We start from the raw sequence: 18,799 nt of genomic DNA on the forward strand, positions 1-18,799 counted from the left end.
GGAACGGAAAAAATCCAGCTCTTTTTCATGTCCTCCTTTTGCTTAAAACAAAATAGAGCCTGCCGATCAATCCAATGAATGGACATTTTCGGCAAGCCCGTTTTTTATTTTGTACCTGTCTGAACAGCCTGCCAGAAGGATTCGGATTCATAGCCTAAAGAGTAGACAGAGACCCCAGCAAGATGATAATCGTTTGAAAGACGGCTTTTCATTTCCACGGTGGCTTCGTTTTCATACCAAACAACATGCCGGTGGCGCACTTGATCGACATAGGAAAAAGTCATAGATGCTGTTTGTGCATCGTATGCCGGTTTGGCTCCCGTCTCGTTTTTAAGCATCTGAATCTCATTCCACTGTTTTAATGCGTTATTCTCTTGATCGGTTAAATCCCAATCATACCCATACGAAGGAATCCCCATGATCACTTTGCCTGCGCTGATTTCTCGGACTGCAAATTTCAGAGAGCTTTTGATCCAGTCCATACTTGCAACAGAGCCCGGATCGCTCCAGCTGCCATGTTCGTCATAAGTCATCACTTGCACATAATCGGCAGCCTGTCCAATTTTGGCGTAATCATAAGGCCAGCTCCAATCATCCTCAGGATCATCCGCACTTTTTGCCGGCACGGAAACCATGATCTGAATCTGCTCTCTTTCTAGGGACTCTGAGACATATTGGATAAAGCTTGAATACGCCGCGCGGTCTTCTGGAAAAACCGCTTCAAAATCGATATTGATTCCATCATAACCATGCTCTTTTGCCAGGCTTACGAGCTGATCTGTCAAATGTTTTCTGCTTGTTTCGTCTGTGATGACCTGGGAGGCTAAATCTCCGTCAAAATCTTGAATCGATTCGCTATAATTTGAGATCACGGCCCATGTCTTAATCCGGTTCTTTTTTGCAAATGCAAGCTGGTTTTCAGGGGTCTCGCCTATGAGATTTCCCTTTGCATCAAAAGCAAACGTATCGGTCGCGATAGAGTCGATATAGCTATGATACGCCGTAAGTGATTGATATGAAGCGCTGTCTCCTGTCGTATAGCCAAGAATCATGTTCTCGGCAGCATCTGCTTTTGCATATGTAAAAAATGTTAAAAGAGCCGAAAGCGTCATCCATATCCACAAGTTCTTTTTCATTGCCAAGTTCCTCCTTTTTCCTTTTTACACATTTTAACACGAAAACAGATAAGCAAAGTGTGAATTTTCTGAGGAATAAAAGGCTTTTTTAGGTCACTTTCTCTGTTAAATAATAGTGCTGTCTACACTTGAAAATATCAGAATTAAAACAGAGTTGTCCTTTTCTGTGTTTCATTTGATTAGTGAAAAAGGTTGTCTTCTACTCATTCATGGTTAAGAATCATGAAAAGAAACGGGTCTGTTTTCAAAAATTGTGTAATTCATAAATAGGATTGGTTTTATCGGGGATTTGGGACAAGCTTTGCCTGAAAAAGCTTCGGCGGTTGAGACCGTTCATCTAACGATCGTCGTTGGAAAAGGAGAGACTTAGGATAACAGGGGGAACGTTTGGCAGCAGGCCCTGACCTTGGAGACGGCAGAGTGAAGGATGGCGCAACACTTAAAAGCGCCGGGCTCGGCGCGCCCCTGCTAGTAGATGGCGTTCACACTTAGAGAAACGCTTTTGCCAATAATGTCGTTTAGGAAGATGATGCGCTGACTGTCAAACAGGAAAGAAAGGTCACGGTTGACGGGGGATCTGCGCGCATTGGTTCAGATCAAACATTTCAAATCAAGCACATTTACGGTAAAAAACTTCGCCGCTGATCAAGGCGGCAAGTTCATTCGCCAGCTCGGGGGCTCCACCTTTAAGGTTTCGGTGTCTATAAACATGAAAGAAGCTATTAGCAGCACAAGTTTTCTGTCACGATGACTAATACGAGATCGTGAAGTCGGACAGAAATGGATCGGGGTGAAACATGTTATTGAAAGGAACAATCACGAATTTTAAGCTGCAGCCCCTTGCTGTTTATTCAACAGGGGGTTCCAAACGTTTTTCCATTTCTTCTTTTGTATAGATGAGCCGCATTGGATTGCCACCGACAAATGCGCCGGGCGGCACGTCTTTATGGACGAGCGTGCCGGCGGAGATGACCGCGCCGTCACCAATTTCAACACCGGGAAGGATCGTCGTATTTGCTCCGACCATCACTTCATCACCGATGACGACCTCACCGAGCCGATACTCTTTAATCAAATACTCGTGGGCTAGAATCGTCGTATTGTATCCGATCACAGTATTTCGGCCGACAGAAATTTTTTCGGGAAACATCACGTCCAGCATGACCATCAGGGCAAATGAACTTTGATCACCGATCTTCATTCGCAAAAACGTCCGGTACATCCAATTTTTGATCCCCAAAAACGGCGTATAGCGGGCCGCTTGAATCACGATGAAGTTTTTGACCACTTTGAAAAACGGAACCGTTTGATAGACGTGCCATAAGGAGTTGGCGCCTGACACAGGATAACGCTTCGTTCTTCTCAAGCTGTCTCCACTCCAAGAATCTGAAGGAGATCGTTCATCTTGCCCAGCATATAATCAGGGCGATGCTTGGCAAGGCTTTCTTCGCCTTTAATCGTCCAGGCTACGCCTGCGGTTTTTGTCCCCGCATTTTTTCCTGCCAAAATGTCATGGTAGTTATCACCGATCATGATTGCTTCCTCAGGACGGCTGCCGAGCTTGGAAAGCGCGAGCAAGACAGGCTCCGGGTCCGGTTTGGCCCGCTCTACGTCATCAAGGGTCACCACAGTTTCAAAAAAAGAATCGAGGCCGGTCAGCTTAAGGCCCATGTTGACGGTATCGCGCAGTTTGGTCGTGACAATGCCGAGCTTATACCCTTCGTCCGCTAAGCGGTTAAGCGTCTCAAAAACCGTATCATACTCTGTTACAAGCTCATCATGCATTTTATGATTGAATTCACGGTACACTCTGATCATTTCATCTGTTTTATCCTTATGTATACCGCTGAAGGTGTCGTAAAGGGAAGGACCGATAAATGCAAGCACATCCTCCCGCTTATAGCGGCCCGGGGCATAATGATCGAGCGTATGCAAAAATGATGCGATAATCAGCTCGTTTGTATTGATAAGCGTTCCATCCAAATCAAATAAAACAGTATTAATTTTCATACAAAGCTCCCTTTCTCCGAACGGAATAGCCCGGCTTTTTCCACAAACGCGAAACGGCGACCGTCAAAAGAACCGCAGTCACAAGTCTGATGACAAGAAGCGGCCAGACCGGAATGCCGAGCGGAATAAATACGAGCGTGTCTTCAACAACAGCATGGCAGGCAACGAGAAATATGAAGGCAAGCGTCACATCGCGTTTGCTGACACCGTCTTCCTCAACGGCTTTGATCATGACACCGGCTCCGTACGCCAATCCGATCGTCAGTCCGGCAACCATTGTCATTGATGTGTTTTCTTTCATTCCGAGCAATCTCATCAGCGGTGCAAACCACTTTGAAAAAGTATTCAGCCAGCCTAAGTCTCTCATATATTGAATGATGACCATCAGCGGTATCACGATGACGGCAAGCTGAAGTATCCCCAGCCCCGCTTTTGCAACAGCTTCAACGGCAATTTCAAACCACCCGGACGGAGCCGCGCTTTTTGCCGAAATCAAACCGTATTTGGCCGCTTCCTGCCCTCCGTGCCACACAAGATTGATGATGACGGCCGAGAAGCCGGCAAGTCCGATGCGCACAAGCAGAATGATCCCTATTTTAATTCCGACCCTTGAAGCGACCGTCGATTCGATGATCAGGTTGTGGCAAAACGACAGCATGACAGCCAATATAAAAACTTCTTTGACAGTTAAGTCAAGTGTCAAAATCCCTGCAATCCCGGCATACAGGTTAAGCATATTGCCTAACACAAGCGGTATCGCCGCCTCACCCGAAAGGCCGAAAATTCCCATCGCCGGAGTGATCATCTTGATTATCCAGTCCATCACCGGTGTATGCTGGAGCAGGCTGACAATCAGCGTAACCGGAAAAATCACTTTTCCGAGCGTCCACGTCGTTTTCAGCCCCGCTTCCAATCCGGCTTTTAAGGTTCCCTTCATTGCTGTCTCCCCTTTAATGAAAACCTACATCTCTTGGTATCGTTTAATCTCTCCGCCTTTAAAACGTCTAAACAAAATAAGCGCAGCCGCACATAAAATCAGCACAATCGAAATGACCTGTGCAATGCGAAGCGATTCCGTCAGCATCAGGCTGTCCGTCCGGAGGCCTTCGATATAGCAGCGTCCGATCGAATACCAAATGACATAGATTAAGAACAGTTCGCCTCTCTTTAAATTTGCTTTTCTTAACAGAAGCAGAACAATGACTCCAGTTAAGCTCCATAATGACTCATACAAAAAGGTAGGCTGATAATATTGCCCATTAATATACATTTGGTTGATGATGAAATCAGGCAGATGCAGATTTTCGAGAAACGCTCTCGATACCGCTTCCCCGTGCGCTTCCTGATTCATAAAGTTTCCCCAGCGGCCGATCGCCTGGCCCAGCAGGATGCTCGGAGCCGCGATATCGGCCAGCTTCCAAAATGAAAGGCCTTTGACCTTTGCATAGATGATTCCCGTCAGCACAGCCCCTATCAGGCCGCCGTGGATCGCAAGGCCGCCGTTCCATATCTGAATGATCTGATCGGGGTGTTCGCTGTAATAGCCCCATTGAAAAATGACATAGTACGCCCTCGCACATAAAATGGCAATCGGGATCGCAAACAGCACCAGATCAACAAAGGTATCTTTATGGAGTCCCCTCCGTTCGCCTTCCCTGACCGCCAGCCACAATCCCAGCAAAGCGCCAAAACCGATAATGATGCCGTACCAGTGGACGGCAATCGGCCCAAGTTGCAAAGCAATGGGATTTAAAGGTTCAATCGTTTCGTTCATTTTGTCAGCTCCTATTCTTCAAGGTCGCCATCTTCAATCACGTCCGCCAGCTTATTGGTGAATTGCTCCGCCGCATTCAGACCCATTCGCTTCAGTCTGAAGTTCATGGCAGCCACTTCAATAATGACGGCAAGGTTTCTTCCCGGACGGACCGGAATGGTCAGCTTTGGAATGTCAGTATCGATAATTTTCATTTTTTCTTCTTCAAGCCCCAAACGGTCATATTGTTTTCCCTGCTCCCAAAGCTCGAGGCTCATCACAAGGGTAATCCGTTTAAAACTTCTGACAGCGCCAGCGCCAAATAAAGTCATGACATTGATAATGCCGAGACCTCTGATTTCAAGGAGATGTTCAATTAATTCGGGCGCGCTTCCGATCAATGTATCCTGATCCTCTTGCCTGATCTCCACGCAGTCATCCGCAACAAGACGGTGGCCTCTTTTAACAAGCTCCAATGCCGTTTCACTTTTGCCGACGCCGCTCTTTCCAATGATTAAAACCCCGACGCCGTAAACATCGACAAGCACTCCGTGAATCGCAGTCGTCGGAGCAAGCTGGCTTTCAAGAAAATTCGTCAGGCGGCTGGTCAAGCGCGTTGTCTTTAATGGTGAACGCAGCACAGGCACACCGTTTTCTTCGGAAGCTGCAATCAGTTCAGACGGAATCGGCAGATCCCGCGACAGAATGATCGCCGGCGTAATTTCAGTACATAAAGAAAGCATCCGCTGCTTTTTTTCTTCCTGAGGAAGCTTCTCAAAAAAGGTAATTTCAGTTTTTCCCAGCAACTGAACTCTTTCTTTTGGATAATATGTAAAATACCCCGCCATTTCAAGCCCTGGTCTGGATAAATCACTCATCGTGATCGGGCGGTTGATTCCTTCTTCTCCGCTGATTAGCTCCAGCTTGAATTGATCCATCACATCTTTTGTTCGAACTTTCGGCACGTTGATGCACCCTCCTCTTCTCCGATGAAGAACTAGACATTCAGCTTTATTCTATCACTTTCAAAATGAACCTAAAACATTTTTTAAAAAGTGGACGTCTTATCGTCGATCAAACAACTCATGATCAGCCGGACTTTCTTTCATAGCAAAAAATCAGTAGTATGAAAAGAGGAAACGATTAAAGGAAGTGAAAAGACCGTGAAATACAACATTCACGACACAACTGTGCTGAATGAGGATATCCTATCCCCAGAAGAAAAAGAAACATGGGTTCTTTATATGAAAGTGCTGACAGCCGCCGGACTCGGAGATGTCTCAGAATGGATGAAACTCGATATCAGTATGCCGCAAATGAAAGTATTAATGCTTCTCAACAACCATGGAACATTGAAAGTCTCTGAAATTGCCGAAAAAATGGGAGCCTCCCTTTCGAATATGACAGGTCTGCTCAGCCGTCTCGAGCAAGCAAACTTTATTAAAAGAACACACTCAGTACAAGATCGGAGAACAATCGTTGTCGAATTAACAGAAGAAGCGAAAAATATTTTTCGAAACTTGTATCAAAAAGGGCATGAAAAACTAAAAAAAGCGCTCCAAATGCTGAGCGAGCAGGAAAAAAACAAAGTAAATGAAGGCCTCACCATTCTTGAAAAAGCGCTTAAAGCGAATCAAGAAGAATAAAAAAGCTGCAGCCGATGGGACTGACCCCTGTTTTTGAGACAGGGATCAAAACACCTTTATACAGCCAATTACCAATAGTTTACCGGTGATTGGTTGTTTAGTTTCGTTTAATACGAATGTTGTTATAATAATGAATGTATTCTTTGACAGTGCGTTCTACGATGGCGGTCGTAGTTCGATCAATGCTGTTAAGATAGAACGTTTCAGACTTTAGTGAGGAATGAAACGATTCGATGGAGGCATTATCAGCGGGCGTCCCTTTGCGGGACATGCTCATGGTAATGCCTTTTATATTAACAGCTTTCTGATACTCGTAAGATGTATACACAGAACCTTGGTCGCTATGTAACACGCAGTTCTTAGCAGTGTTGGCAACTGAACAAGTGTGTTTAAGACAAAGTCTGTGTCCTGCTTATCCCCAATCGTAAAAGCAATCACTTCTCCATTGTATAAATCCAATATACTGGAAAGGTACAATTGTTTCTGTCTATAAGGCAAATACGTGATGTCCGTTACTAGTTTTTCAAGAGGGCGGTCAGACTGAAAGTTCCGATCCAGTATATTATCGACCACGGCATAGGGCTGCCCATTCTTCTTACGCTTTTTCACTTTAACCCGGCACTGCCACTGGTTTTTCTGGATGATACGTTGAACAGTTTTATGGTTAAACGCATTCTCTTTTTTAGTATGGCTGTGATTTTCCGATATCCATATCGATACTTGTGCTCTCGGCACAACGTGCCGATTTGTTTTTCTAGTCGCCTCTTAGAGTTACTCTTAGTCAGATCCTTGCAGCTGTACCCATGGAAACGGTGACAACATTCCCCTTTGTCAGCTTGATTAATGCTTTGATTACAGGTTCAAAGAACCCTGTATCTTGTAAAATGCCAAAAAATAAAATGGCGAAGATAAACATGGTCGCCACTGGCAGTACTTTGATAATCCCTTCTTCAAAAAAGGTTTAAATATCATTGATGCCAAATCCAGCAATGAGCGCCCCTATCAAAGGCACCATGGCAACAATCGGACTTGCTTTTCCCCAAATCAGCAATACGACAATCGTTAAAATAATCAGCAAACCAATAAGCGTTAACATAAGCCCCTCCCCCTACAATAAACCGTTTACATACCTATAGAATGATAAAAAAGGATGGAGAACCCATTCGTAGTGCGGGGTGGAACATGTCAAAAAATAATTCAAATTATTAATTTAAACGATATAAAAAAAACATTCATTAAGGACGTTTTTGATTGAGAATTAATCATTTACTTTAACCAAAAGAAGGTAACTGTAATTAAAAGTATTAAATAAAGAGCCGAAAAAATTCTATAAATACCTTTTTTGAATTGTAAAGGTGGAGATATAAAAGTTACTAAAATGGTCGGGCCAAACAAAGCAATCAAAAAGTACCTATAATCAAAAAAGAAAGTACAGATTGATAGTAGTATTGAAAAATAAAATACTATTATAAATGAAGTATTAACTTTACTTTTCGTTTCTTTTTGTTCTTCTTCTGTATGATCATCCAGTAATTTATCTATCTGCTTTTTATTAAAGAACATAAGAGCCTCCTAATGTTAATTTGTTAAGTAAATAAGGCGTTATTAATGCTTCTGTAACAGCAGCAAGTAATGTCAATAAAAATAGTATAATAACAAAGTACAAAGAATCTAGTAAAAACTGTTTTTTTGAAAAATAAATACCCCTTATCTTCATATATACGAAATCTAACAATTTGAAACCAAGTGCTCCCGACAAAATCATTGCGGGAATCTCAAAAATACCGTGAGGAACCAAAGCAGTTAATATAAATAAGATATCGTTTCCATGGTCGGTGATACTATGTAAAGAAGATAGACCGACTAAGAAGCCATTCAATAGTAATAAGATAGATGTTAAAATTCCAAATGTAAACATTGAAAAAATGAGAAATAAATTCGCTGCAAAATTGTGTGTAAAATAACCTAATACTGTGATATTTTGAACATTATCTTGACTAAGGCTAGGTAGAATATTGTTAAAAATCACACCAAGAACTATACCCACTATGTAAAAGGAGCTTGCTATATAGAGTATACGCTTATTTCTCTTTATTAATTCCTTCATTTTAGTATCGTATCCATATCCCTTATAATCAAATCTTCAAAATCCTTTATGTCTGTAAGGTGATTATATTCTTTAACTAAAGTACCATTAATCAGTATTCCAACCTTATCACATAGTTGTTGTGCTATGTTTACAAGGTGTGTAGACATGATGACAGTATTCCCCTGTTCAGCATAACGTTTGAGAAAACTTTTCATCATCTTTGTAGTGGGAGGATCAAATGCACCTAATGGTTCATCTAATATTAATATTTCTGGTTCATGAAGTATGGCTCCTGCAACAGATAACTTATGTTTCATACCAAAAGAAAATGTAGATATCATGTCATTTTCATTATCTTTCAAGTTAAATTGACTTAACAAAAGGTCTATTCTATCATTTTTAATCTCATAAGGGACATCTTGTAAATCAGCAACAAACTCAAGGTACTCTCTAGGTGTTAAATAATGATAGATAAAAGGTGCGTCTGGAACGTATCCTATATATTTAAGGTAAGAGGATCTTTCAGATTCTAAGGTTTCTCCTTTGATAGTGATTTTACCTTCGTAAGGTTTCACTATACCAAGGATACATTTTAAAAGAGTTGATTTACCAGCTCCATTTGGTCCAAGTAAGCCGTACACTTTGCCTTTCTCTATCTTTAAATTAATAGATTCAAGGATCAGTTTATCTTTATATTTGAAAGACACATTTTCAATGTTCATGTTTTCATCTCCCAATTTTTCGTTCCTATTCTTTTAATCCAAAAGTAATAAAAGAATCCAATACCTATAACAAATAAAATGGTACCTGTCACAATGATTAAAAAGAATATTCCCCTATTAATAATATCAAATGTAACGAGAACGCCTGTGATACCATACAACTGAAGGTAAAATGCCAGTAACACTCCAAGAATAGTATGTTCAAAAAATGATGCTTTAACAGATGAACCAATGTCTTCAAAGTTCTCCCAATCTAAACGAGGATAGAGAAATGTTCCAATAATTTGCCCAGCACCTATGATAAGACTGATGGAGTTAATCATGATGAACAATATAAATTGCGTCATAATATCTAAGTTGAATAACAATAAGATAAATAGATATAACGTATTCATTAAAATAAGAATCACAGATAAGTGCAATAAAGATTTTCCTGCGATCAATTTAAAAATAGAAGCACCCGAACTCTTATAAACATAAAGGTTCTCACGCTCTGCATCTGCTGAAGTTACGCCAAGTAATCCCTCCCCTAATAAAGATGTGTTATAAGTCACAGCAAATAAAATTGGGTAGATAACAAAGATATCAGAGAAATCAAACCACATTTGATTTAAACTAAGACCTATTAATACACCTAGTTCTATTGCAATCATATTAATGGAAAGTACCAGTCGTTTTTTTATTGTAAAATTAGCTCTTAATAATGCAGTAAGGTCTTTCTTTAGAATAGCAATATTTTGCCGTGGTAAGGCCTTTTGTAAGAAACTTAAAAAAGGCAACTTGATTGGTTTTAATTTTGGCAAAAGATTATTAGGTACTGCTTCTTTTATAATCAATGCTTTCAAAATTAAATGAAAGGTAATAAAGACGAAAAGGCAACCTAAAGCAATATAACCTATAGAACATATAAAAAATAAATGTACATCACTTGTTGAAAGTAAAAACCAATTTGTAGGGAGCCAATTGGTGGTTAATATCGTATCTAATTTAAATAGATATATGAAATTGCCAATAGCTTCAAGGAGATCATTTTGATAAAAATAATTAAGTCCAATCCAGCCAAGAAAAGTAGTTGAGATGGCAGATAAACAGGCAATTCCTATAAGGGATAACAAGCTTTTTGATCGTGAATTTAAAATGTTATGTAGAAATTTAGAATAGACGATGTATGTAAGCGATGAATAAAGACTTGTCAGTCCAAAAATAAATATTAGCAATGATGGAAATGATAACAAAAGATATATACGATCATGTGTAGAAAAATTTATAAAAAAGAGTATAGGGAATAACACTACTGTTAGTTTAAACAGGATGTTTAGAAAAATTGTTGTGAAGAACCTTGATAATAAAATTTTTTTTGGATCCGTTTTTAAAGTATGGAGAAGAAGAAAATCTTCTGGATATACATATCGATGTATGATATCAGTCGATGATTTTAATATATTCAAAACAAAAAAGAGAATGATAAAGTTAGTACCTAGAGTTAGAAAATGCTCGGGAACTCCAGTTAAAAGAGTCTGTGAGGCTTTATATAGAATAAATAGATACACTAAGAAAAAGGGCGCAAAGACAACTAGAATTTTATTTGATTTAAGTAAATTTTCGCTTGATGGAAAAAAATAAATCAAGCGATTTAAAGTTCGTCTATAGGTCAGTTTAAAGTTTGCAATGAGAACCCTTTTGTTGAGCATGTGTATATTCCTCCTAGAACGAAAATAAGGAGGAGTATAATTATACTCCTCAACCTCTTCCATTTGATCATTTTACCATTCAGCAGCATATTTCTTGCCGTATTTTTTAGCTAGCTTTTTCGCTGTAGCTACCATTGCAGCTGTAATTAGACCAGTTCCGCCCAAAACAACAGCCAATAGGCTGAGAATTGTTAATACATCACCTGTTGTCATAATAACACCGATTGCTACATAGGCTGTTTTTTTACTAATTCCTAGGTTTGTTGCAAGGTCTAAAGCGAACTGATTACCTGAACTAAAGTCAATAGAAGCTAAACCTGCAATACCTTCTGAAGAGCCCATAAGGAAAGTAGCAATGGCAAAGAGAGAAATTACACTTGCAATACTTGCAATTTTAAAAAGATTGCTATTTTTCATCTTGAAATTTCACCTCCTTTCAGTTTATAAAAATAAACTGGTTGAAAAAAGAGAAATAATACCTAAAGACATTGTAATGCTAATGATTATGATGGTTTTTTTATAAGAAATTTGATGTATTACTTTTAAGGCAATACACCCTAGAATGGTAGACCACCAAAAGAAAGGGTCGATAATGATATTCAAGATAATATCTAGTGGCTGTTGAGAATTTGGGTAAATAACTGAAAAGGCGAAATCACTACCTAAAAAGAAAGAAAAAATAATGAGTATTGTAAATTTGATGCCTATGGGTATGATTGAATAAATAAAACTAGGGAAAAATTCTTTGGCTGTAGCGGCCCCGCCAATTAATATCCCAATAATATGTATAATAAAAAAGCTTACAAGAACCATCGAGGTAAATTGAATAATACCTAATACTAATGTAATAATCATAATGAGTGTATTCATATCAGTTGTATAATCAATTCCATTGTCTTGAAATGAATTATTAATCAAGGTATTGAGTGTTGGGAAGATAGCTAAATAAAAGCCTAAAAACAGACTCAATACAGCTAGGAAGACAAACCAAGAATGACGATAATTCTTATCACTAGAATACTTGATTGAAAGAAAGTCCTTAGGAGAAAATATGAAATGATGTATGAGAGTAATAAAGTTGTGTTTGTTATCCATAAATGCTCCTTATATAAACAAAAGTATTTTTTGTTAATTCTATTAAATAATGTATCATATTTTCCAATGTTTGTTCAAGATGGAATTTTATTTATAAGGTAAATTTAAGGTTGAATTGTTTCGTAAAAATCGAAAAGAGTGCCTCTGGGACTGATCCCTGTTTTTGAGACAGGGATCAAAACACCTTTATACAGCCAATTGCCGCTAGTTTACCGGTGATTGGTTGTTTAGTTTCGTTTAATACGAATGTTGTTATAATAATGAATGTATTCTTTGACAGTGCGTTCTACGATGGCGGTCGTAGTTCGATCAATGCTGTTAAGATAGAACGTTTCAGACTTTAGTGAGGAATGAAACGATTCGATGGAGGCATTATCAGCGGGCGTCCCTTTGCGGGACATGCTCATGGTAATGCCTTTTATATTAACAGCTTTCTGATACTCGTAAGATGTATACACAGAACCTTGGTCGCTATGTAACACGCAGTTCTTAGGCAGTGTTGGCAACTGAAGGCTGTTCGAATCGGTGTGTATCCCCAGCCTTATACCACCTCACCCGTGTCTGAACCTGCGTCTTATTCTTGATATTCAATTCCTGCGTGATCTCTTTCATAGGAACGCCTGCCAATCTCATTTCTACAGCCTTCCGTTTGACTTCAACCGGATAACTCACTCTTGTCCCCATAGAAAAAACACCTCCACGTCTTATTTCGAATAACAACTATCCATTTTCAAATTTTAAGGTGTTTTTTATTTGTCTCATCTTATGGGGTTAGTCCCCGATGCCGGTGCAGCTTTTTTTGATGAAAAATTCCTTTTGACAAAACCAGTTTTTTCAAGGATGATAAAAATAGTTAACTCTGAATGAATTATTTATTCTAAATTAATAAATAAGGGGGAAAATACATGTCCAAAGCTTTGTTGAAACATGAGGCGAACCAGAAGCGGGCCATTTTTCTGTTTACAATTGGAGTGTTTATGGCTGCCTTAGACAACGGCATCATTTCAGCCGCACTAACGACTATCAATCAATCCTTTCAAGTATCGCCTTCATGGGGGGCCTGGGGGATTACGCTTTATACGCTCGGCTTGGCAGTCAGTGTTCCGATTGTTGGAAAATTATCGGACCGCTACGGACGCAAAAAGCTGTTTATCATTGAAGTATTGCTGTTTGGCATTGGCTCGCTGCTCGTTGCACTAAGCCAGAACTTCCCGATGTTTTTATTGGCGCGGCTGATTCAATCACTTGGCGGCGGCGGAATTTTTATTATCGGAAGCTCTCACATTCTCACGACATTGCCAAAAGAAAAACAAGGAACGGCACTCGGCCTCTTAGGTGCGATGAATGGGATCGCAGCAGTGCTCGGTCCAAATATCGGCAGCTTTATTTTAGATCTCACCGGAAGCTGGCATTGGCTGTTTTTGATTAACTTGCCGATTGCCGCGGGACTGATCGCACTGAGCTTTCCGTTTATGATCGAAACCAAAGCAGCCCGAGCAAAACCGCTTGATATGGCCGGTACCGTGATCTTGTCTTTGTCGATTTTATCTGTGATGTACGGAATAACGAATCTAAATGGCCAACAATTACTCGCCGGCCTGACTGATCCGCAAGTCTTCCTTTTCCTCATCATCGGCCTTGTTCTGTTTACGGGACTGTTTTTTTATGAAAAACGCGTCGAGCTGAAAGGCGGCGATCCGATACTCGCTTACAGCCTGCTGAAAAATAAAGTGTTTCAGTGGACGCTTTTTATCGGGTTTTTATCAGGAGGTCTTTTAGCGGCGGTTATTTTTATTCCTTCATATGCAGAACAATATTTGCATGTCGCTCCTGAAAAAGCAGGATACTGGATGACGCCGCTCGCACTCGCTTCAGGGATTGGAGCTGGTCTGGGCGGGATGCTCGCCGATAGAAAAGGACCGGTCAAGGCGACATTGCTGTCGGGAGCTATTTCATTTTTGGGATTCTTCATGCTGTCCGTCTGGGTAACGGAGAAATGGGAATTCGTCTTAGCCAGCGTGATCGCCGGCGTCGGTTTTGGCTTTCTTTTAGGAGCGCCTTTAAACATGCTCGTATCAGAGGCGGCAAAACAAGATTACGGAACAGCCCTCGGAACATTGTCGCTTGTCAGACAGATGGGGATGACATTAGCCCCTGCGCTTTACGCCGGATTTATCACAGCGGGATATGAGAATATCGGCAGTCATATCACGAGCAAATTAAAGGAGGCAGGCATTCCCTTTCAGGCGTTTTCAGGCGAGGGCACAAATGGATCGCAGTTCGAAAACATGCTCGGCCAAATTCCAGATCCAAAAGTGAAAAAACTCATTGAGGAAGCAATCCACGACAGCATCGGCACAGGTTTCGGAAACCTTTACTTAACTGCCGCGGTCCTGTCCGCTGCTGTGATTGCCGCCATCACGGTATTAGCCGTATACAGAAAGAAACAGGCAGTGTCTTCATCTATTCGAAGCCGGGACTTGTCAAAATAAAAACACTTGTCCCCTCATCGGGATAACAAGTGTTTAGAACGATGACGCAGCATGATGAGCACCAGTATAAAGCCGATTTCTGCATACGTAAAAGAGCTTTTCAAGGCACTGATTAAAGCCGGGAGCTGCTTCAGCCGCAACATTCGTGCTTCTAGGTTTTCTAATTGAAGATCTGCGGCCGGAGGGGCTGGTGACCGTCCGCCGCCGGCCTCAGTGCCTCCGCTCATTTTTCGGTGTGCGAAGGCTGTCTGAGATCCTTTATCACCGGAAAATACATCAATATCATCTTGCTTTGTCATAAACCTCCACATCTTAGAGCGGCTTTTTCCGCCGTATTGATCTGAAGCTGCCGCATACCAAAAATAGGCGGTATTCGGGTTCAAATCCTTCCAGGTCTCAGAGGCTGTTTTTCCGCTTTTCACTTTTTTTGCTTTTCCAATCTGGCGATTCGAAAAAACATTCAGTTCAAAATAGTCGGTTTTGACTTTTTTCCTCCGCGGTTTCAGATCTGTTTTGATGCTGAATTCATCTATTGGACCGTATTGATGGGGATCATAGAAATTATAGTCGTCCAGATACGGCGAATAGGTTTTGACATGAATGGTGTCATGCTTTGGGTCGACATGAAAAATCCTCATATAGCCTTGGCCGCCTTCAGGGCCGCCCTGATAATCGGCAAGCATTTGATAAACTTTTCGATCCGGCTGACCGTCTCCATCATCATCCAGCTTGTCGACTTTTAAGTTGGAACTGTGGTAATGGCCGCTTAAAACGGCGATGACATTTTGATTCGGTTTGATCACCTGCTCAAATATCCTCTCGCCAATCGGACTTCTGCCTCCCGAGACCAGCAAAAATTCGTGAAATGCCAAAATCGCTTTTCGGTCAGGGTAGCGTTTCAGCACATCATTCATCCACTGCAACTCTTGTTTTCCGATTCCCCAGCCCATGGACAGCATAATATAGTCATTGCCGCCGCTGGAAATTAAATCATAATGCCCCTTGTTATTAAGAAATGAGCCTCCGTAAAAAGGTTTGTTTTTAAAGCGCTTTTCCCCAAAGTATTGACCGTATTTCACATAAGAGCGGTCTTTATGGCTGACATCGTGGTTTCCCGCCAACACACCGTACGGCACCCGATGATCATCCAGCACTTTCATGTACTGATCGGCACGCTTCCATTGAATCGGCTGATCCGCTTCATCAACAAGATCCCCTGTGTGAAAGACATACTTAATTTTCAGCTTGTCTTTCTGTTCGGCGATCCATTTGACTTGTTTTTCAAAAATGTGTGGATAGCTTTCCGAATAGTACTGGGTATCGGACATCCAGATCAATGTATAGTCATCTTGGGAAAGCTGAATCTGATCCTGCATGATGATGCTGGCTCGTGAATCGCGGACAAAGTCCGCAGACTTTACGCTTCCCTTAAGCGTAAAAGATTTATCATCCTTTGCGATATGAAAAGTCAGCGTTTCCCACTGCTTTTTTTTGTAGTTCCAGGCGAACATTGACACTCTTCTCCCAGGTAGAGAGCTTCCTCGCCATACGACTTCCACATTGTCATGTTTCCCGACGTGTTCATCGACCTTTACATCAAAGCGATGATAGGGAAACCGGGCGGTCGAAACTGTTTCAAAACCTTTTCCGTCAGGAGAAGACATTCTGCCGCGCTCCTCTTTTGTCAGCGTCTTTTCACCATTTATCGCAAAACGTCGCGGCGGCTCTGTATCGCTTTCGTTAGCTGACACTTTGACATGCTCTTCATCCCCTGCGGCATATTGATACCCTTGATAGAAAGAAACATTCATCTTGTCCTTTGTCGGATCTTTGACACGGACAGCTAATTTTGCTTGTCTGCTGCCGGCCTTCACTTTCGCTTGTTCAGGCTTGTGCGGCTGTTCTTCCTCGATATAAAAAACCCTTTTTAGAACCGAAATGTTTCCAGCGCTGTCAGCTGCTTTAATCTTCAAAACGTGTCTGCCGTGATCCAAGCCGGCGGAAGATGCTGAGTAAGGCAACGCAATTTTTTTGCCGTCAAGATAGGCCTTTATTTCATTGACCCCGCTCCACTTGTCCGTAACGGCTGCATCAAGCATAAATGCCCCTTTATACGTTTTGCCGTTTTTGACAGAAGCTTTGATCTCAGGTCCCGTGTTATCAACCGTTACCTTGTGTATCACTCTCTCTTCTGCATTCTCTGCTTCAATCGTATGTGCACCTTCTTTCCAGGCATTCGTATTCCACTTAACGGCAAGCGACTGAAAGCTCTTGTCCGGCAGGGAAAAGTGAAATTCATACCATTCTTTTGCATTCGGGTTGTCTCCGACAGGAAGCTCTGCTTTTGCGTCGTTATAGCGTTCATCATGGATAACCGTGCCATCGGCCAAAATCAGACGCGGGTTTCTCAAAAGGAAATCATCCCGGTTTTCTGCGGAAGATTGTTCAAATGGGGTTGATTTTGTACCTGAACGGACTTTAATGGCAAAGGGTTTTCCTTTCGTAAACTCTTCAGGAGAAACCGGAACAGTGATGGTTGCATATCGGCGCCGTGAGTCGTCAAATATTTTATGAACCCGTTTGCCGATGGTGACCGCATTTTTAAAATAGAGATTCGTTTGATTGACGTCAAAAGCAAAATATGCTTTTTTTTCAAGTGCTGTATGACCGGCTTTTTGTTCCTTCCCGTCTATCCGAATGTTCGTTTCTTTCGGCGGTCTCTCTGATGTCGCTTTCAGCAGTGTATTTCCGGACACAGTACCGCCGTCATTCACATTCAATCGCAGTCCTTTCAAAAAGCTCTGTTCAAGCGCAATGCTTTTCTTCTCAGTCGTCACTACATGTTCTCCGTCACTGGCTTTCATATAATACTCCACTTTTTCTTTGCCAATGAGTTCTGCAAAATAAATATTACGGCGATAAAGGCCGTCATTCCGGCTTTTTTCGACACTTACTCCGTTAAATGCTTCATCTTCATTCATCCGGTAAAAGAACTGCACGTTTTTGACCTGCTGATTGTCGCTGATATCCGCTAACAGCTGAATCGTCTCCCCGGGCTTTGCCGATTGATGAACCGTCATATCCTGGATCTGCGGCTTTTCTCTGTCAGGAACAACGGCGACCATTTCTGACGGCGTCTGCCCCTTTAAAAGAGAACCTGGAGACGGTTTCTGTTCTCCGCTTGATATTTTCATCATGTGCTTTGTTCCGTCGTGCGGATATTTATAAAGTATTGCTTTATTATCGACTGAATCGGTCCGGCCCGGCTCATTGTAATAATGGACGGCGGCAACATCTTCGCCGCTGTTTGTGCTGATGACCAACTCCCGTGCCTCCTTGTTGGCCATTCCGCCTCCTTTCAATCCTGAAAGGTTTTTGCCTTCCTGGAGATGCACGCCGTAATGGCGGTTAAAATCAGCGGCTGTCAAATGGCGGTTCGAACCGTTTTTAACCCAGAACACATGTGTCTCTCCTGAAGGAACCGTCATATCATTCTGCTCAAACGGCCAAATCTGCTCGGATTCCTTTCCTTTTTCGGGATCTCGGTATCTTATATTGTAATTGTTCATATGAACAGGCTTATTCGTATTATTATAAACTTCGATAAATTCATAACCGTCTTTTCCGCCGGTATTTGCTGTATCAACAACGACTTCGGTAATGAAAAGCTCTGGCAGTTTTTGAACATCAGCCTGCATTCCTTTGATATCAACCGTATACAGCTTCGTCTTGGATGAGCGGCCGCCGGTCTGCGCTTCAATAAAATAAACGATTGTGTCGGAAGTTAATCTTTCGCTCTCCAATTTGGCAATATAGCTGTTTTGTTTGCCTGGTTCAATATCCATCGGAATCGCCCGGAACGGCAATTCGTCATGTTGTTTGTAATAGAGGATAACAGTATCAGCAGCGGTTTGTGCATGAAAAATCAAATCATCCCCTTGCCGGCTTTTTTCTGCGGGAATATGCCTGATGACAGGGGTGCTCTTTTCAGATTGAACATGCTGTTTTTCGGCTGCATGACCGATTGGAAACGGCAGCATCAAAAAGCATGCTGCCGCAAGCAGCAAAAGGGTATGGCGGTTTCTGTTCATTTTCATCGTCTACCTCCCTTTCGTATTTTGCCTTTTCATCTCATTTTTATGAAACCCTCTCGAAGGCAAAAAAA

17 protein-coding genes and 3 pseudogenes are annotated in these 18,799 nt (G+C 41.6%); 3 read left to right on the forward strand and 17 right to left on the reverse strand.

Annotation, left to right across the window (positions count from 1 at the left end; genetic code table 11):
• Positions 1-104: 104 nt before the first annotated feature.
• Positions 105-1,136: a glycosyl hydrolase family 18 protein gene (locus RBH91_RS19450; RefSeq protein WP_307892614.1), complete on the reverse strand. Its 1,032-nt coding sequence runs from the start codon at positions 1,134-1,136 to the stop codon at positions 105-107.
• Positions 1,137-1,398: 262 nt separating this feature from the next.
• On the opposite strand from RBH91_RS19450, the pseudogene RBH91_RS19455 reads away from it, so the two are divergent.
• Positions 1,399-1,965, forward strand: a pseudogene (locus RBH91_RS19455) (pectate lyase).
• 18 nt (positions 1,966-1,983) lie between these two features.
• On the opposite strand, the gene RBH91_RS19460 reads toward RBH91_RS19455, so the two are convergent.
• From RBH91_RS19460 to hprK, 5 genes are read right to left on the reverse strand one after another with little or no spacing between them, the layout of a single operon-like run.
• Complete coding sequence (locus RBH91_RS19460) at positions 1,984-2,502, reverse strand: acyltransferase (RefSeq protein WP_307892615.1); 519 nt, start codon at positions 2,500-2,502, stop codon at positions 1,984-1,986.
• Positions 2,499-3,146, reverse strand: coding sequence for a pyrophosphatase PpaX (gene ppaX, locus RBH91_RS19465; RefSeq protein ID WP_076761086.1), 648 nt, complete (start codon positions 3,144-3,146; stop codon positions 2,499-2,501). The genes RBH91_RS19460 and ppaX overlap by 4 nt, the downstream gene beginning before the upstream one ends.
• Positions 3,136-4,083: a nucleoside recognition domain-containing protein gene (locus tag RBH91_RS19470; RefSeq protein ID WP_307892616.1), complete on the reverse strand. Its 948-nt coding sequence runs from the start codon at positions 4,081-4,083 to the stop codon at positions 3,136-3,138. The genes ppaX and RBH91_RS19470 overlap by 11 nt, the downstream gene beginning before the upstream one ends.
• A gap of 24 nt (positions 4,084-4,107) precedes the next feature.
• Positions 4,108-4,920, reverse strand: a complete 813-nt coding sequence (gene lgt / locus RBH91_RS19475; protein ID WP_076761087.1) for a prolipoprotein diacylglyceryl transferase — start codon at positions 4,918-4,920, stop codon at positions 4,108-4,110.
• Positions 4,921-4,931: 11 nt separating this feature from the next.
• On the reverse strand, positions 4,932-5,864 hold the full coding sequence (gene hprK, locus RBH91_RS19480) for an HPr(Ser) kinase/phosphatase (protein ID WP_076761088.1): 933 nt from the start codon (positions 5,862-5,864) through the stop codon (positions 4,932-4,934).
• A 198-nt stretch (positions 5,865-6,062) separates the two neighbouring features.
• On the opposite strand from hprK, the gene RBH91_RS19485 reads away from it, so the two are divergent.
• Positions 6,063-6,545: a MarR family transcriptional regulator gene (locus tag RBH91_RS19485; RefSeq protein ID WP_076761089.1), complete on the forward strand. Its 483-nt coding sequence runs from the start codon at positions 6,063-6,065 to the stop codon at positions 6,543-6,545.
• Between the two features lie 68 nt (positions 6,546-6,613).
• Here the strand turns inward: RBH91_RS19485 and RBH91_RS19490 are convergent.
• The 10 genes and pseudogenes from RBH91_RS19490 to RBH91_RS19535 all read right to left on the reverse strand — a co-directional run.
• A pseudogene (locus RBH91_RS19490) lies at positions 6,614-7,336 on the reverse strand (IS3 family transposase); the annotation flags it as partial.
• Positions 7,327-7,461 (reverse strand): SLC13 family permease, encoded by a 135-nt coding sequence (locus RBH91_RS19495; RefSeq protein WP_307892617.1) that lies wholly within the window; start codon positions 7,459-7,461, stop codon positions 7,327-7,329. The gene RBH91_RS19495 and the pseudogene RBH91_RS19490, both read right to left, overlap by 10 nt.
• A gap of 45 nt (positions 7,462-7,506) precedes the next feature.
• Complete coding sequence (locus RBH91_RS19500; RefSeq protein ID WP_307892618.1) at positions 7,507-7,641, reverse strand: hypothetical protein; 135 nt, start codon at positions 7,639-7,641, stop codon at positions 7,507-7,509.
• Between the two features lie 170 nt (positions 7,642-7,811).
• A complete protein-coding gene (locus RBH91_RS19505; RefSeq protein WP_307892619.1) occupies positions 7,812-8,108 on the reverse strand; it encodes a methyltransferase in 297 nt (98 codons plus the stop codon).
• Entirely contained in the window at positions 8,098-8,652 is a 555-nt protein-coding gene (locus RBH91_RS19510; protein ID WP_307892620.1) for a stage II sporulation protein M, read from the reverse strand. Before RBH91_RS19510 ends, RBH91_RS19505 begins: the two co-directional genes overlap by 11 nt.
• Positions 8,649-9,356, reverse strand: coding sequence for an ABC transporter ATP-binding protein (locus tag RBH91_RS19515; protein WP_088117219.1), 708 nt, complete (start codon positions 9,354-9,356; stop codon positions 8,649-8,651). Before RBH91_RS19515 ends, RBH91_RS19510 begins: the two co-directional genes overlap by 4 nt.
• Positions 9,353-11,047 carry a hypothetical protein gene (locus RBH91_RS19520; protein WP_307892621.1) on the reverse strand — a complete coding sequence of 565 codons (1,695 nt, stop codon included), beginning with the start codon at positions 11,045-11,047 and terminating at the stop codon, positions 9,353-9,355. Before RBH91_RS19520 ends, RBH91_RS19515 begins: the two co-directional genes overlap by 4 nt.
• 72 nt (positions 11,048-11,119) lie before the next feature.
• Positions 11,120-11,464, reverse strand: a complete 345-nt coding sequence (locus RBH91_RS19525; protein ID WP_307892622.1) for an uberolysin/carnocyclin family circular bacteriocin — start codon at positions 11,462-11,464, stop codon at positions 11,120-11,122.
• Positions 11,465-11,488: 24 nt separating this feature from the next.
• Complete coding sequence (locus tag RBH91_RS19530; protein WP_307892623.1) at positions 11,489-12,142, reverse strand: YIP1 family protein; 654 nt, start codon at positions 12,140-12,142, stop codon at positions 11,489-11,491.
• A gap of 204 nt (positions 12,143-12,346) precedes the next feature.
• Positions 12,347-12,826 (reverse strand): annotated as a pseudogene (locus RBH91_RS19535) (integrase core domain-containing protein).
• Positions 12,827-13,047: 221 nt separating this feature from the next.
• Here RBH91_RS19535 and RBH91_RS19540 point away from each other — a divergent pair.
• Positions 13,048-14,634: an MFS transporter gene (locus tag RBH91_RS19540; RefSeq protein ID WP_307892624.1), complete on the forward strand. Its 1,587-nt coding sequence runs from the start codon at positions 13,048-13,050 to the stop codon at positions 14,632-14,634.
• A 14-nt stretch (positions 14,635-14,648) separates the two neighbouring features.
• Here the strand turns inward: RBH91_RS19540 and RBH91_RS19545 are convergent, their stop codons facing one another.
• Positions 14,649-18,731: a lamin tail domain-containing metallophosphoesterase family protein gene (locus tag RBH91_RS19545; protein WP_307892625.1), complete on the reverse strand. Its 4,083-nt coding sequence runs from the start codon at positions 18,729-18,731 to the stop codon at positions 14,649-14,651.
• Between the last annotated feature and the right edge of the window lie 68 nt (positions 18,732-18,799).

Origin of the sequence: Bacillus swezeyi (assembly GCF_030908325.1) — a bacterium.
Lineage (GTDB): Bacteria > Bacillota > Bacilli > Bacillales > Bacillaceae > Bacillus > Bacillus swezeyi.

Bases quoted from the DNA above. Each gene is read 5' to 3' on its own strand.
- lgt (WP_076761087.1), bottom strand. From the start codon at position 4,920: ATGAACGAAACGATTGAACCTTTAAATCCCATTGCTTTGCAACTTGGG.
- RBH91_RS19515 (WP_088117219.1), bottom strand. From the start codon at position 9,356: ATGAACATTGAAAATGTGTCTTTCAAATATAAAGATAAACTGATCCTT.
- RBH91_RS19520 (WP_307892621.1), bottom strand. From the start codon at position 11,047: ATGCTCAACAAAAGGGTTCTCATTGCAAACTTTAAACTGACCTATAGA.
- RBH91_RS19450 (WP_307892614.1), bottom strand. From the start codon at position 1,136: ATGAAAAAGAACTTGTGGATATGGATGACGCTTTCGGCTCTTTTAACA.
- RBH91_RS19530 (WP_307892623.1), bottom strand. From the start codon at position 12,142: ATGGATAACAAACACAACTTTATTACTCTCATACATCATTTCATATTT.
- RBH91_RS19470 (WP_307892616.1), bottom strand. From the start codon at position 4,083: ATGAAGGGAACCTTAAAAGCCGGATTGGAAGCGGGGCTGAAAACGACG.
- RBH91_RS19540 (WP_307892624.1), top strand. From the start codon at position 13,048: ATGTCCAAAGCTTTGTTGAAACATGAGGCGAACCAGAAGCGGGCCATT.
- RBH91_RS19525 (WP_307892622.1), bottom strand. From the start codon at position 11,464: ATGAAAAATAGCAATCTTTTTAAAATTGCAAGTATTGCAAGTGTAATT.
- RBH91_RS19505 (WP_307892619.1), bottom strand. From the start codon at position 8,108: ATGTTCTTTAATAAAAAGCAGATAGATAAATTACTGGATGATCATACA.
- ppaX (WP_076761086.1), bottom strand. From the start codon at position 3,146: ATGAAAATTAATACTGTTTTATTTGATTTGGATGGAACGCTTATCAAT.
- RBH91_RS19495 (WP_307892617.1), bottom strand. From the start codon at position 7,461: ATGTTTATCTTCGCCATTTTATTTTTTGGCATTTTACAAGATACAGGG.
- RBH91_RS19510 (WP_307892620.1), bottom strand. From the start codon at position 8,652: ATGAAGGAATTAATAAAGAGAAATAAGCGTATACTCTATATAGCAAGC.
- RBH91_RS19545 (WP_307892625.1), bottom strand. From the start codon at position 18,731: ATGAAAATGAACAGAAACCGCCATACCCTTTTGCTGCTTGCGGCAGCA.
- RBH91_RS19500 (WP_307892618.1), bottom strand. From the start codon at position 7,641: ATGTTAACGCTTATTGGTTTGCTGATTATTTTAACGATTGTCGTATTG.